Source organism: Rhodococcus gannanensis, assembly GCF_042681175.1.
Taxonomy (GTDB): Bacteria; Actinomycetota; Actinomycetes; order Mycobacteriales; family Mycobacteriaceae; genus Rhodococcus_G; species Rhodococcus_G gannanensis.
The window spans coordinates 66,732-81,108 of sequence record NZ_JBHUFB010000012.1; the positions used below are offsets into that span (position 1 = coordinate 66,732).

Annotated in this window: 12 protein-coding genes; 8 read left to right on the forward strand and 4 right to left on the reverse strand. The window is 67.8% G+C overall.

Annotation, left to right across the window (positions count from 1 at the left end):
• Nucleotides 1-8: 8 nt before the first annotated feature.
• On the reverse strand, nt 9-1,721 hold the full coding sequence (locus ACFSJG_RS15155; protein ID WP_378486066.1) for an acyl-CoA synthetase: 1,713 nt from the start codon (nt 1,719-1,721) through the stop codon (nt 9-11).
• A gap of 276 nt (nt 1,722-1,997) precedes the next feature.
• Between ACFSJG_RS15155 and ACFSJG_RS15160 the strand changes: the two genes are divergently transcribed.
• The 8 genes from ACFSJG_RS15160 to ACFSJG_RS15195 are packed head-to-tail and all read left to right on the forward strand — an operon-like array spanning nt 1,998 to nt 10,648.
• Nucleotides 1,998-2,762 (forward strand): MlaE family ABC transporter permease, encoded by a 765-nt coding sequence (locus ACFSJG_RS15160; RefSeq protein WP_378486067.1) that lies wholly within the window; start codon nt 1,998-2,000, stop codon nt 2,760-2,762.
• A 4-nt stretch (nt 2,763-2,766) separates the two neighbouring features.
• Nucleotides 2,767-3,618 carry an MlaE family ABC transporter permease gene (locus ACFSJG_RS15165; protein WP_378486068.1) on the forward strand — a complete coding sequence of 284 codons (852 nt, stop codon included), beginning with the start codon at nt 2,767-2,769 and terminating at the stop codon, nt 3,616-3,618.
• Between the two features lie 9 nt (nt 3,619-3,627).
• The gene (locus tag ACFSJG_RS15170; RefSeq protein WP_378486069.1) at nt 3,628-4,806 is read left to right on the forward strand and encodes an MCE family protein; all 1,179 of its coding nucleotides are present in this window, start codon (nt 3,628-3,630) and stop codon (nt 4,804-4,806) included.
• Nucleotides 4,803-5,825, forward strand: a complete 1,023-nt coding sequence (locus ACFSJG_RS15175; protein WP_378486070.1) for an MCE family protein — start codon at nt 4,803-4,805, stop codon at nt 5,823-5,825. The genes ACFSJG_RS15170 and ACFSJG_RS15175 overlap by 4 nt, the downstream gene beginning before the upstream one ends.
• On the forward strand, nt 5,822-6,892 hold the full coding sequence (locus ACFSJG_RS15180) for an MCE family protein (RefSeq protein WP_378486071.1): 1,071 nt from the start codon (nt 5,822-5,824) through the stop codon (nt 6,890-6,892). The genes ACFSJG_RS15175 and ACFSJG_RS15180 overlap by 4 nt, the downstream gene beginning before the upstream one ends.
• Nucleotides 6,889-8,103 (forward strand): MCE family protein, encoded by a 1,215-nt coding sequence (locus tag ACFSJG_RS15185; RefSeq protein ID WP_378486072.1) that lies wholly within the window; start codon nt 6,889-6,891, stop codon nt 8,101-8,103. The genes ACFSJG_RS15180 and ACFSJG_RS15185 overlap by 4 nt, the downstream gene beginning before the upstream one ends.
• A complete protein-coding gene (locus ACFSJG_RS15190) occupies nt 8,100-9,263 on the forward strand; it encodes an MCE family protein (protein ID WP_378486073.1) in 1,164 nt (387 codons plus the stop codon). The genes ACFSJG_RS15185 and ACFSJG_RS15190 overlap by 4 nt, the downstream gene beginning before the upstream one ends.
• Entirely contained in the window at nt 9,260-10,648 is a 1,389-nt protein-coding gene (locus ACFSJG_RS15195; RefSeq protein WP_378486074.1) for an MCE family protein, read from the forward strand. Before ACFSJG_RS15190 ends, ACFSJG_RS15195 begins: the two co-directional genes overlap by 4 nt.
• A gap of 15 nt (nt 10,649-10,663) precedes the next feature.
• On the opposite strand, the gene ACFSJG_RS15200 is transcribed toward ACFSJG_RS15195, so the two are convergent.
• Genes ACFSJG_RS15200 through ACFSJG_RS15210 form a run of 3 tightly spaced genes read right to left on the reverse strand, consistent with a single transcriptional unit; the run spans nt 10,664 to nt 14,245 of the window.
• Complete coding sequence (locus ACFSJG_RS15200; RefSeq protein WP_378486075.1) at nt 10,664-11,416, reverse strand: TetR/AcrR family transcriptional regulator; 753 nt, start codon at nt 11,414-11,416, stop codon at nt 10,664-10,666.
• Between the two features lie 52 nt (nt 11,417-11,468).
• Entirely contained in the window at nt 11,469-12,965 is a 1,497-nt protein-coding gene (locus ACFSJG_RS15205; protein WP_378486076.1) for an acyl-CoA carboxylase subunit beta, read from the reverse strand.
• 50 nt (nt 12,966-13,015) lie between these two features.
• Nucleotides 13,016-14,245, reverse strand: a complete 1,230-nt coding sequence (locus ACFSJG_RS15210; protein WP_378486077.1) for an amidohydrolase family protein — start codon at nt 14,243-14,245, stop codon at nt 13,016-13,018.
• Nucleotides 14,246-14,377 lie beyond the last annotated feature (132 nt).

A 14,377-nucleotide genomic window follows, 5' to 3' on the forward strand; every position in this document is an offset into this window, starting at 1 on the left:
GGTTGTGGTCAGGCCGGGCTCGCGGCGGGCTGGGTGGCCGCCGCGGCCTGCTCGCGGGCCCACCGGTAGTCCGCCTTGCCGACGGGGCTGCGCACGATGTGCGGGCGGAACAGCACGGACTTCGGAAGCTTGTAGCGTGCAACGGAATCCGCCGCATGAGCGATGATCGTGGCCTCGTCCACCCGGTGTTCGGTGCCGTCGGCGAGGACGACGATCGCGACGACCTCCTCGCCCCAGCGTTCACTGGGCCGCCCGACGACGATCACGTCCACCACCGCGGGATGGGAGGCGATCGCGGACTCCACCTCCTCCACGAAGATCTTCTCGCCACCGGAGTTGATGGTGACCGAGTCGCGGCCGAGCAGCTGCAGCGAACCGTCCTCGAGGTGACGCGCACGGTCACCCGGCAGCGCGTACCGGACGCCGTCGATCACGGGGAACGTCGCGGCGGTCTTCTTCTCGTCGCCCTTGTAACCGAGGGGTACGAAGCCGCGCTGCGCGAGCCACCCGATGCCGTCGTGGCCGGGTTCGCAGACCGCGTCGAGGTTCTCGCTCAGGACGCACGTGTACGAACTCGGGTTGAACACCCCGCTCGTCACCGATCCGGCGGTCGACACATGCATCATCTGCGCACCGGTCTCGGACGATCCGGCACCGTCCATCACGATCGCGTTCGGCAACAGGTCGAGCAGGCGCTGCTTGATGGTGGGGGTCAGCTGCGCGCCACCGTTCGCCACGATGGCGATCGAGGAGGTGTCGGCGTCGCCCCGCTCGAGCACGGAGAGGAGCGGCCGCGCGGTCGCGTCGCCGACGACCATCACCACCGCCGGCCGTTCGTGTTCGATGGTCCGGACGATGCTCTCCGGATCGAGATGCCCTGTCGGTGGCGGGAACACGAGCGACTGTCCCGTCGCGAGTGCGGTGAGCGCGGCCCACTGCGCCGCACCGTGGATGAGGGGAGGGACGACGAAGACCTTGAGGCCGGGGTTCGACCGGGCCCGCTCGGCGATCGCCTCGTACGACCCGACAGGCGTCCCGGTGTAGAAGTCCTTGCCTCCGCAGGCGGACATGTAGATGTCGTGCTGACGCCACAGCACGCCCTTGGGCATTCCGGTCGTGCCGCCCGTGTAGAGCACGTAGAGATCGTCCGGTGACAGCGCACGATGATCCTCCGGCGATGAGAGGCCGGATTCGGGTCCACCTGTCGCGACGGCCTCCTCGTAGTCGACCGCGCCGTCCAGCAGTGCGTTGCCCGACTCGTCCGCGATCTGGATCAGTACCGTCAGCTTCGGAAGGCGGGGCAGGATCGTGACGAGTGCGGGTGCGAAGGCCGCGTTGTAGACCAGCGCGGTGGCGCCCGCGTCCTCGAGCAGATACAGCAGTTCGTTCTCGATGTAGCGATAGTTGACGTTGAAGGGGGCGACGCGCGCCCGGAACGCGCCGAGCATCGCTTCGACGTACTCGTTGCCGTTGTAGGCGTAGATGCCGAGCATGTCCTGCCCCACCTCCTGCGGCGGGAGTTCACCGCGCTCGGTGTGGCAGCCGAGTCCGCGTGATCGCAGATACGCGCCGAGGCGGCGGGACCGCTCGGCGACCTCGGAATAGCTCAGGTGTCGGTCGCCGACCGCGACGAGTTCGCGGTCGGGGACGACCGCGGCGACGGCATCGGCGACCTCGGGGATGGTGAACGCCGCGTTCGGCGGTGTGGGGTGGTCGGACAACGCTGCTCCTCGCTCGTGGTGGGTACGACGCGTGTTCCGTGGCAATGAACGGTAAGTCCTACTGAAATGGTTACGATAACTCCGGAACGGCGGGAAGCCAAGGGGTCACCACGCGTATCGCAAATGCTACTGTTGCCCATGCGGTAGATGCTACGATCCTGACGTTCGAGCAGTGGGAGCCGCGCGCCGGCTGCACCCGATGCGTCGTAGATTCCTGCGTGAGAGGTGCTGGGCCCGTTCGAGATCGCTGGTCCCGTCGAGTGGAGTGGGGGCGCCGTGAACAATCTCCTGGCAGTACCGCTGCGGGCCGCAGGCGGATTCTTCGATCTCGTGGCCGACGTCGCCCGCGCGTCCACGCGCCGTCCCTTCCAGACCCGGGAGTACGTCGAGCAGTCCTGGTTCGTGGCGCGGGTGTCGATCGCTCCGACCGTGCTGGTGGCCGTGCCGTTCACCGTGCTGGTCAGCTTCACGATCAACATCCTCCTCCGCGAGATCGGTGCCGCGGACCTGTCGGGAGCGGGAGCGGCGCTCGGCGCCGTCACCCAGGTGGGGCCCGTCGTCACCGTCCTCATCGTCGCGGGTGCAGGCGCCACCGCGATCTGCGCGGACCTGGCGGCACGCACCATCCGCGAGGAGATCGACGCCATGCGGGTGCTGGGCATCGACCCGATCCAGCGTCTCGTGGTACCCCGCGTGCTCGCCTCGACGACTGTCGCGCTGCTGCTCAACGGATTGGTCTGCACCATCGGCATCGTGGGCGGCTTCCTGTTCTCCGTTCTCCTGCAAGGCGTCAACCCGGGCGCGTTCGTCTCCGGTATCACCCTGCTGACCGGACTCGGTGAACTGCTGATATCCCAGGTCAAGGCAGGCCTGTTCGGGCTGATCGCCGGTCTCATGGCGTGCTACCTCGGGCTCGGCGTCCGCGGTGGCCCGAAGTCCGTCGGCGATGCCGTCAACCAGACCGTCGTCTTCGCGTTCATGGCGTTGTTCGTGGTGAACATCGTCGTGACCGCCGTCGGCATCTCCCTGACGAAGGGATAGCGCCGTGGTCGAGGTCCTACGCAGTCGATACCCCCGTACCCGGCGGCAGTACCGCCGGTCCCTCGCGGCGGTGGATTCCGTCGGTGACCAGTCCGTCTTCTACGCGAAAGCACTGTGGCACATGCCCAAAGCCGTGTCGCGTTATCCCCGAGAGACGGTCCGCCTGGTCGCCGAGATCAGCATGGGCACCGGCGCCCTCGCCGTCATCGGTGGCACCGTCGTCATCGTCGGCTTCCTCACCCTGTTCACCGGTGGGACGATCGCCGTGCAGGGCTACAGTTCGCTCGGCAACATCGGCGTCGAGGCGCTCACCGGCTTCTTCGCCGCATTCGTCAACGTCCGCATCGCCGCGCCCGTGATCGCGGGCATCGGTCTCGCCGCCACCATCGGTGCCGGTTCCACGGCGCAACTCGGCGCGATGAGGGTCTCCGAGGAGATCGACGCGCTGGAGACCATGGCGATCCCGTCGGTCCCGTACCTCGTCAGTACCCGGGTCGTCGCGGGCATGATCGCAATCGTCCCGCTGTACGCGCTCGCGGTGACGGCGTCGTTCATGGCGAGCCGATTCGCCACCGTGTGGATGTACGGGCAGTCACCCGGTCTCTACGACCACTACTTCACGACCTTCCTGGTGCCGTCCGACATCCTGTGGTCGTTCGTGCAGGCCATCGTCATGGCGTTGGCCGTCATGCTGATCCACACCTACCACGGCTACCACGCGACCGGTGGCCCCGTCGGCGTCGGTGCGGCGGTCGGCAACGCCGTGCGCGCGTCCCTCGTCGTCGTCGTCACGGTGACCCTGCTGATCTCACTGGTCGTGTACGGCATGTCCGGCAACTTCAACCTGGCCGGATGAGGAGGTGAGATGGCTTCCCCGGTGGTCGTGAAACGCATTGTGGCGGTGATCTTCACGGTGTCACTTGTCGCCGTCGTCGTCGCCTCGGTGACCGCATTCCTCGGAGGATTCTCCGACACCGAACGAGTCACCGTGGTCTCCGAGCGGGCGGGCCTCGTGATGGAGCCGCAGGCGAAGGTCACGATGCGGGGCGTCGAGGTCGGGCGCGTCGCGGCAGTCCGGTACGAGGCCGACCACGCGGTGATCGACCTCGACATGAACCCATCCGGCCTGGAACAGATTCCGGGCAACGCCACCGTCGACATCCGCTCGACCACCGTCTTCGGCGCGAAGTACGTCAATTTCGAACCCCCGCCCGATTCGTCCTCCGAGCATCTGCAACCGGGAACGACCGTCACCGCGGATTCGGTGACGGTCGAGTTCAACACCCTTTTCGAGAACCTCGCCGATGTGCTGCAGCGGGTGGAACCCGACAAGCTCAACGAGACACTCGGGGCCATCGCCACCGCGGTCCGCGGCAGGGGCGAGGAGATCGGGGAACTGATCGGTGACACGGACGCGTTGCTCGGTGAGCTGAATCCGAGCCTGCCCGCGCTCCAGCGGGACCTGCGCGCGGCCTCCGGTGTCACCAACCTCTACGCCGACACCGCGCCCGATCTGCTCACCATCGTCGACAACGTCACCTCCACCGGAAGGTTCGTCACCGCGAGGGCGAACGGACTCGAACGCCTGCTCCTCGACGTGGTCGGATTCGGCGACAACGCGACCGCCGTGCTGAGGGAGAACCAGCAGGATCTGACCGGCGCCGTCGACCTGCTGCGTCCCACCGCCGAACTCCTCGACGAGTACGCACCGGCGATCAACTGCCTCGTCGTCGGCCTCGACCTGTTGCGGCCCAAGGCCGAAGCCGTCGAGGGCGGACTGTCGCCCGGCTTCGCACTGAGCGTCAGCGCCACGTCCGGAGTCGAGCCCTACACCTACCCGGAAAGCCTGCCCCGGGTGAACGCGTCCGGGGGGCCGAACTGCGTCGGGCTGCCGGGCGATCTCGACTTCACCGTCGACCATCCACCGTTCGTCGTCACCGACAACGCCCCGGTCCCGTACGCGCCACGCACGACCTCGGTCACCAATCCACGCAAGTTCTTCGAGGTGTTCTTCGACGGTCTCTACCCGGGGGTGGGGAAGTGACGAGGTACTCGATCCCGATCAAGTTCGGTGTCTTCGCCGCGGTGATGGTGGTGATCTTCGCCGGCCTCGTCGTCGTCTTCAGCAAGGCCACCTTCGCGTCGACCACCACCTACCACGCGGTGTTCACCAGTTCCTCCGGAATGCAGAGCGGATCGTCCGTTCGCATCGCCGGCGCGCCGGTGGGTTCGGTCACCGCCGTCGACCGAGGACGGGACAACCTGGCACACGTCACCTTCGACCTGCAGTCGAAGTATCCGCTGACCACCGGAACCCGGGCGTTGATCCGCTACGAGAACCTCGTCGGCGACCGGTACCTCGAACTCACCGACGGGCCCGGGATGAGTGACGCACTGCAGGGAGGCGACACCATCCCGCTCGACCGAACCGAACCCGCACTCGACCTCGACCTGCTCCTCGGCGGCGTCAAGCCGCTCCTGCGCGGCCTGGAACCCGACCACGTCAACAGCCTCTCGGAGGCTCTCGTCCAGGTCTTCCAGGGGCAGGGCGACGCTCTCGTGACCTTGCTGGGCAGTACCGGTTCGCTGACCACCGAACTGGCGGCGCGGGAGGACGTGATCGGCGAGGTCGTCGACAACCTGAACGAGGTTCTGGGAACGCTCGACGGTAAGCGGGAACAGTTTTCCGCCACGGTCGACGGGCTCCAGCGACTCGTCTCGGGGCTCGCGGCGGATCGGGACCCGATCGGCGACGCCCTCCCCAGAATCGCCGACGCCACCGGTGGACTCGCCGATCTGCTGCAGGTCGCTCGCCCCGACATCCGCGCTGCGATCGACCGGACCGGTGCCCTGGCCGCGAACCTCGACGCGGGCAGCGAGAGCATCGAAGCGACGCTGACGGGGCTGCCCGACATCTACCGCAGGCTCGCCCGGACCGGGTCGTACGGGTCGTTCTTCCAGTTCTACATCTGCTCCGCCTCGCTCCGCTTCACCGCGCCCGACAACCAGACGATGAAGGTGAAGATGCCGGGATCGAGCACCGAGGGACGGTGCGCGCCGTGACCGCCGACGACGCACAGCGCCGCCTCCTGCGCCGGGGAATCGTGGGTGTCGCAGTCGCGATCGCGGTCGTACTGACCGGACTGCAGTACGCCGACCTCCAGTTCCTCAAGGCAGGCGTGGGATACCGGGCGGTGTTCGCGGACGCAGGCGGGCTGCTGCCCGGCGACGACGTCGAGATCGCAGGCATCACCTCGGGTTCCGTCGACGACATCGAGGTGGACGGGGACCGGGTGGTCGTCTCCTTCACCCTGGATGCCGACGCCTCTCCCGGCGACCGGACCACCGCCGCGATCAAGACACACACGATCCTCGGCCGGAAGTCGTTGGCCGTCGTTCCCGACGGAGCCTCGAGGATGCCGGTGGGCGGAACGATCCCGCTGGATCGAACGACCTCTCCGTACTCGCTCACCGACGCGCTGGGTGACCTGACCGGGACGGTGCACGACCTCGACACGGACGCGCTGAACTCGGCGCTCGACGCGATGTCGGGGGCGCTCACCGACACACCCGTGCCGCTCGGCGAGGCGGCGTCCGGAATCACCGCGCTGACCGAGGTTCTCAATGCCCGGGACACCGAACTGCTCGAACTCCTGAAGAAGGCGCGATCGGTGACAACCGTGCTCGCGGAGCGTGGCGACCAGATCAACGCGCTCCTGCTCGACGGGAACGACCTGCTCGGCGAACTGGAACGCCGGCGTGACGCGATCACCGAACTCGTCGCCAACGTGTCCGCCGTGTCCCGTCAGCTGACCGGACTCGTCGCGGACAACGAGGCGCAACTCGCCCCGGTCCTGACCAAGCTCGACGCCGTCACGGCGCTGCTCGTCCGCAACCGCGACTCGATCGCCGGCGCCGTCGAGGGACTCGGCCCGTACGCGACGTCCCTCGGCGAGGCCGTCGGCAGCGGACCCTACTTCCAGGCGTACGTCCAGAACTACGCAGCCGGTGAGTTCCTCTCGCCGCTCATGAGCGCGCTGGTCAACCCCGGCCAGCTGCCGAAGGACCTGCAGGCGTTGATGGATCCCCCGCCGAGCGTCGAGTTCAAGGACACGGTGAACCCCCGATGAGCGCTCTGAGGACTTCTGTTGCGCGGTGGCGTCCCTCCCGCAGAATCGTGGCCCTGATCGCCGCGGTGGTCGTGACGGCGACTCTCGGCGTCGCGGGCCGGCAAGCCTTCGACCGGGTGACGCACTACCGCCTCACCGCCGAATTCCCCTCAACCACCGGCCTGTACGTGGGCGACGACGTTCGCGTCCTCGGAGTGTCGGTGGGGACCGTGGACGCGATCACTCCCGGCCGGGAATCGGCCACCGTGACGATGTCGCTGCGGCGCGGTGTCCGCGTCCCGGAGAACGCGAAGGCTGTCGTCATGGCGACCTCGCTCGTCTCCGGACGCTTCGTGCAGCTCACCCCCGCATGGGTCGACGGCCCGTATCTCGATGCGGGGACGGCGATTCCACTCGAACGGACCGCGGTACCCGTCGAATGGGACGAGATCAAGACAGAACTCGACAAGCTCACCGCCGCGCTCGGTCCGCAGGGCGACGATCCGCAGGGCTCGTTCGGGCGGTTCGTCGACACCGCGGCGGACAACCTCGACGGAGGGAACGGCCCCGCGGTGAACGCCGCCCTGCGTGGCCTGGCCGACACCATGAGCACACTGGCCGACGGTCGGACCGACCTGTTCGGCACCGTCCGGAGCCTCCAGACGTTCGTCACCGCCCTGTCGAACAGCGACGAGCAAATCGTGCAGTTCGGAGGGCGACTCGCCACCGTCGCCGACGTCCTGTCCTCGTCCTCGGATCAGCTCGGAGTGGCGCTGACCGACCTCGACGTGGCCGTCCGGGACGTGCAGCGGTTCCTCTCCGCCAACACCGATGCCCTGGCGCACAGCGTCGGAGAACTCGCCGCCGCCACCCAGGTACTCGCCGACAAGCGGCCGGAGATCGAGCAGATCCTGCACGTCGCGCCGACTGCCCTGGTGAACTTCTACAACCTGTACCAGCCGGCGCAGGGCAGCCTGACCGGAGTGTTCGGGCTCAACGAGGTCGCCAACCCCGCAGCCTTCGTGTGCGGTGCGATCGAGGGCACCGCCAACCCGGGCACCGAACGTACCGGCGAGCTGTGCAGGCAGTACCTCGGACCACTGTTCAACTCGATGGTCGTCAACTACCCGCCGATCATGACGAACCCGGTCAGCGGCATCACCGCGTTTCCGCACCAGATCGAGTACCAGCCGCCGAGCGTCGCCGGGCAGGTCCAGGAAGGAGCGCGATGACAGGTCGAGGCCGCGTGGCGATCACGTGCATGGCGATGCTGACGGCCGTCACGGTCACCGGATGCGAATGGGGTGGACTGAACTCCCTGCCGCTGCCCGGTACCGCTGGCACGGGCGACAACGCCTACGAGATCCGGGTGGAACTCCCCGACGCGACCATGCTCACGCAGAACTCACCCGTCCGCGTCGACGACGTGACCGTCGGATCGGTGAGGCGGATCGAGGCCGAGCGATGTCGGACGGACTGCCTCTCGGCGTGGCACTCGGTGGTGACCCTCGGCATCGACGGCGGTGTCACCGTTCCTGTGAACGCGACCGCCAAGGTCGGCCAGACCAGTCTCCTCGGTTCCAATCACGTCGAGCTGGCACCGCCGCCCGACGAGCCACCGCAGGGGATGCTCGAGGACGGCGACGTCATCCCGCTCGAACGTGCCGGTGCCTTCCCGACGACCGAGCAGGCGTTGTCCGCGCTGTCGGTGGTGCTGAACGGTGGAGGACTGGCCCAGTTGCAGGACATCACACGTGAACTCGACACCGCGCTGACCGGGCACACCGACGCCGCCCGTGACCTGCTGCCTCGGCTCGCCGAACTGACCGGGACACTGAACGGCCAACGCAGCGACATCGTCTCCGCGCTCGAAGGGCTGGACCGCCTGTCCGGGGCCTTCGCGCAGGATCAGCAGGTGCTCGTCGACGCACTCGACGACGTTCCGTCCGCGCTCGACGTACTCGCCGGCCAGCGCGCGAACATCACCGCGGCGGTGTCGTCGGCGGGCCGACTCAGCGCAGTCGCCAACGAGGTGATCGCCACCAGCGGTGACAACCTCGAGGCCGATCTGCGTCACCTGACGCCGGTTCTCGACACCCTGGCGAACACGGGGAACCACCTGGTGGACGTCCTGTCGATCCTCCTGACGTTCCCGTTCAGCACCAAGCACATGGACCGGTGGCTGATCGGCGACTACGCGAACCTCGACATCAACCTCGACCTCACCAACTCTCGCCTCGACAGCAACTTCCTCACCGGAACGCCGCTCGGCGGCACCCTCGGCGGCGTCGAGGGACTACTCGGGCAGATGGCCGGAACCGCAGGGCACGCCGTTGATCCGCTGCGCGGGCCCGTCGCGGCACCGGTATCTCGGGGCGGGGGAGCGCCGTGAGACTGACTCCCTTCGTCCGCACCCAGCTGATCGTGTTCTCCGTGCTGACGGTCGTCGGCCTCTTCGTCATGGCCACCGCGTACGTCCGGGTGCCCGCGATGCTCGGGGTGGGGCAGTACCGGGTGACCGTCCGCCTGGACGCCAGCGGCGGTCTCTATCCGCACGCCAACGTCACGTTCCTCGGCACCACCGTCGGCACCGTCGACGCGGTGGTTCTCCGGACCGATGGCGTCAATGCGGAACTGTCTCTCGCGGAACGATTCTCGATTCCCGCCGACGTCGACGCGAGGGTCCGCAGCGTCTCGGCGATCGGCGAGCAGTACGTCGACCTCGTGCCGAGCGGATCCGCCTCCGACGCCGACCTGGCCGACGGCGACGTCATTCCCGTCGACCGGACACAGTTGCCTCAGGATGTCGGCGAGATCCTCGACCAGGCCGACCGACTCCTCGACTCCGTCGCCGACACGGAGCTCCGCGACCTGCTCTCGGGCGCCTTCGAGGCGTTCAACGGGACCGGCCCGGATCTGCAGCGACTGCTCGACTCCGCGCACCTGCTCGTACAGGAGGCCGAGGCCAACAGCGACCAGACCCGTCTCCTGATCGACCAGGCCGGACCGTTGCTCGACACGCAGGTCGTCGGATCCGACGACATTCGCTCCTGGACAGACGATCTCACGAGGGTCACCGGTCGGCTCCGGGAGAGCGAACCCACCCTCGAGTCACTCGTGGACACAGCGCCCGGTGCCCTTGGCGAGGCGAACCGGCTGTTCGACGACCTCCGCCCCACACTGCCGTTGCTCCTCGCGAACCTGGTCAGCGTCGGACAGGTGACCAGCACCTACAACCCCGGCATCGAACAGGTGCTCGTCGTCTTCCCGCCCCTGGTGGCAGCACTCGGGACGACGGTGCGCGGCCCGCTGGAGGACGGCGCACTGGTCGACTTCCACCTGCAGTTCGAGGATCCGCCGGCGTGCACAACGGGGTTCCTGTCCTCGACCCAGTGGCGGTCACCGACCGACACGACGGTCGTCGACACCCCCGACAACCTGTTCTGCAAAGTGCCGCAGGACAGCCCGATGGTGGTGCGTGGAGCGCGCAACCTGCCGTGTATGGAGTACCCGGGTAGGCGGGCCGCGACCGTGGAGGCGTGCCGCAGCGGGGAGCCGTACGTACCGGAGGGCACCAATCCGTGGCGGTCCGACACGCCGGCGCCGGAGGTGCGGCCCAGTTCCGACACCACGACGGCAGCGCGTCAATACGATCCGCAGACCGGGGTGTTCGTCGGCCCCGACGGCAGGCGGTACACGCAACCGGGGATCGCCCCCGGCGGCGCGGCCCGCACCGCGTCGTCCTGGCAGGACATGATGACCGCACAGCAGGGCTGACGCGGTGCGGGTACGTCAGGCGCCTGCGGACTTCGTGCGGCGGCGCGTGGTGCGCTTGGCCGATCCGGCTGTGGCGTCGAGTCGTGCAGCCGCGTGATCGAGAATGCACTCGAGGCCGTACTCGAAGTTCCGGTCGTCGGGGACACCACCCGTGTTGCCGAGCGCCGTCGCCTCCGCCAGTAGTGGCGTGTTCTCCGGGGTGATCTCGAGATCCTCGTAGTAGGCATGCGAATTCGGGTCGGCGTCGCGTGCCTTGTCACCCAGCCTGGCGAGGACCACGAAACCGCGAACGTGCAGTTGCACGGCGGAGAACGTGTCGTACGCATCGGCCAGGGGTAGACCGGCCGCGACCAGTCCGGCGACCACCTGCTCGATCTGCTGGGCGCCGATCTGCCCGTGCTTCGGGCTCAGCGTGGACCGGATGAGAATCAGGTCGATGAGAATCGGGTTGGCCAGGAACGTCGCACGCATGGTGCGCGCATAGGTGGCGAGCATGTCCCGCCACCCGGTGACCTCGGGGAACTCGACCGACATCAGGTGCTCACGCACCGCGCGGTCGGTCATCTCGTTGAGGAGATCGTCCTTCTTGCGGAAGTACCAGTAGATGCTGGTGACGCCGACCCCGAGGTGCTTGCCGAGCATGGGCATGCTCAGGTTGTCGAGTGTCACCTGCTCGGCGAGTTCGAAGGCGCCCGCGACGATGTCGTCGGGGTTGATCGAACCGCGTTCCCGGCGTTGCCGTTTCGGCTCGGAATCCTGCCTGGCCATACCTTGCGCACCTCCGTGTGTCCCAGCGATCGTAACCGCTGGGGTCGCACCTTCACGGAGTGATGACGGTTCGGGTGACCGGTCGTGCCGGGTCCTGACGGCTGTGGAGCCCGCGCTGCAGCGCCGTCAGCAGCCGGTTCCGGGTCTCGACCGGGGAGATCATCTCGTCGAAACCCATGTGCTCAGCGGAGAAGTAGGACGCCTTCAGTTCCATCTCCTGCAGCAGCGCCGAGACGTCCTGCTCGGCTCCCGTCGCCATGCTCAGCGCGGCGGCGCTCATCGCCCCCATCGTCGCTCCCGGATACGCGAAGGTCGCGACCTGGTCGTCGTAGCCGAGCAGCGACATCACCATCGATCCGAATCCGTACGCCTTCCGCAACGTGAGGTGCAGCTTGATCGTGGTCGCCGACGTCTGTGCGGCGAACATCCGTGCGCCGCTGCGCAGGACCCCGGCACGCTCCGACGCGCTGCCGGGCAGCATCCCGGGATTGTCGGTCAGGAACACGATCGGGAGGTGGAACGAGTCGGCGACCGTGATGAAGTGCGCCGCCTTGTCGGCGGCATCGGCGTCGATGGACCCGGCGAGGACGGTGGGCTGATTCGCCACCACCGCGACCGGGTGCCCGCCGAGATGCGCGAGCGCGCAGATCACCGCGGGACCGAACGACGGCTGGATCTCCATCCAGTCCGGTGTGTCGAACACGGAGTCGAGCACCGAGTGCATGTCGTAGACGCGCCGGTTGTCGCGCGAGACGATGTCGAGCAGTTCGGGGGTCGCCCGGGGAGCGGCGTCGTCGTCCGGGAGGAACGACGGGGGATACGACCATGCGCTCGACGGGAAGAACGACAGGTAGCGCCGCACCGATTCGAGCGCGGACTTGTCGTCCTCGACGAGGTTGTGCACGACGCCGCTGGACAGCGCGACGTCCGGCCCGCCGAGATCCTCTTTCGAGACGTCCTCCCCGGTCGACTCCTTCACCACCGGTGGTCCCGCAGTGAAGATCGCTCCCTGCCTGGTCATCACGGAGAAGTCGCACACCGGCGCCACCAGGGCGCCGTGGCCGGCGGACGGACCCAGCACCGCCGCGACGGTCGGAACCCTGCCCGAGCACCGGGCCTGGGCGAGGAGGTCGGTCGGGGTGCGGCCGTAGTGGGATCCGGTGGGGCGGAACCCCGCACCCTCGAGCAGCATGATCAGCGGAACTTTCATGCGCTCGGCGAGTTCGGCGAGTCGGTAGCGCTTGGAGTTGCTTCCGGGCGCGATGCTGCCCGCCAGGGTGGTGAAGTCCTCCGCGCCCACCAGGACCGGTCTGCCGTCGATCAGGCCGGATCCGGCGACCAGACCGTCGGCGGGCACGTCGCCGCCGACGAGGGTTCCGAACTCCTGGAAACTGGCGTTGTCGAGCAGATGATCGATGCGGGCACGGGCGTCGAGCTTGCCCTTCGCGTGGTGTCGGGCGATCCGTTCCTCCCCGCCCATCGCGTAGGTGTGCTGCCGGCGCCGCTCGAGATCGTCGAGACTCTCGTCCCAGGTCTGCGCGTTGTTCACGATGATCCTTCCTCGCCAGGTGCGGGATGTGTTCGGGTCGACCGTCGGGTTCAGGACGCCGCGACGGCGGGTGGCCGGGCCGCCGCGGGATCGGGGTTGGCGAGTGGAAGGCCCATGAACCGCCGAGCGTTGTCTCCCATGAAGTCGTACGTGCGACGCTCGTCCATGCCCTCGGCGTACTTCCAGAAACCCTTGGGCTCGGGTAGACCCTCCGGGTGCGGGTAGTCGGAACCGAACAGGACCCGGTCCCATCCGACCGTCTCCACCACGTCCGACACCGAGCCTTCCCAGAACGGGCTCACCCAGATGTTGCGACGGAAGACATCGAGGGGATCCTCCGCAAAGTTCTGCGGCATCTTGCGTGTCAGGTCCTCCAGGTCGTGGAACAGCGGGCGGATCCACGAACTCCCGCTCTCCACACTGGCGATGCGCAGTTTCGGAAAGCGGGTCAGGGTGCCGTGACAGATCAGGCTGCCGATCATGTCGGAGATCTCGCGGTGGCCGAGCACGAGCCACCGGAACGCGCTCATCGCCATGAAGTTGTCGGTGCGCGGCGGTTCCCACCGGTTCACGTAGTCGTCGAGCGGTGGCTGGCTGGCGTGCAACACGATCGGGAGTCCGGCCGATTCGACGTCGCGCCAGAACGGGTCGAACTCGGGCAGCGCGGGGGAGCGCCACCCGTGCAGGCCCTTGACCGGGGCCGGCTTGATCAGGGCCACCTTGGCGCCGTTGTCGAGGATGAACTCGAGCTCGCGCCGGGCGCCGTCGACCTCGGCGCAGTTGAGGACCGGCGTGGAGAAGACACGGCCCTCGTATGCGAACGTCCAGTGCTCGAGCATCCAGCGGTTGAGGGCGTGGATGATCGCCAGCGTCAGTTCCGGATCGTCGGCCGCCGAGTGCTCCACGAGACTCGCGAGGGTCGGATAGTTCAGCGCCTCGCGCACGCCCTGCCGGTCCAGTTCGGCGACGCGGTCCTGCGGGTTGCGTGCGGCCGGCGGAGCGTCGATCGCGGGACCCTGCATCTCCCGCAGCGTCAGACCGTCGACATTCTCTCCTGCGAAGAACTTCTCGTGCGCGCCGGGCGCCGCGACCCGGTCGAACGTGGGATTCGGGATGAAGTCCGTGACCCGTCCGTTGATGACGATCCGTGTGTGACGCCCGATCCGTGCGTACTGGACCGCGTGCGCGTAGCGCTCGGGCAGGTACTTCGTCAGCGCCTCGGCCGTCTCGTACATGTGCTGGTCGGCGTCGAAGACCGGTGCCGCGGTGAACTGGCTCATCGAGCGTCTCCTTCGGGATCGGTTGTCCGCGAATCGCGGTGCACGGGCGCGGGGCGAGCGATGGCTCCGGTCGCGGGAAAGCCCTCGGTGAACATGCCTACTGTATAGTCTTCGGTAGAGCATTCGGCAAGG

Coding starts and splice junctions, on each gene's coding strand:
- ACFSJG_RS15170 (WP_378486069.1), top strand. CDS start 3,628: ATGGCTTCCCCGGTGGTCGTGAAACGCATTGTGGCGGTGATCTTCACG.
- ACFSJG_RS15185 (WP_378486072.1), top strand. CDS start 6,889: ATGAGCGCTCTGAGGACTTCTGTTGCGCGGTGGCGTCCCTCCCGCAGA.
- ACFSJG_RS15190 (WP_378486073.1), top strand. CDS start 8,100: ATGACAGGTCGAGGCCGCGTGGCGATCACGTGCATGGCGATGCTGACG.
- ACFSJG_RS15200 (WP_378486075.1), bottom strand. CDS start 11,416: ATGGCCAGGCAGGATTCCGAGCCGAAACGGCAACGCCGGGAACGCGGT.
- ACFSJG_RS15210 (WP_378486077.1), bottom strand. CDS start 14,245: ATGAGCCAGTTCACCGCGGCACCGGTCTTCGACGCCGACCAGCACATG.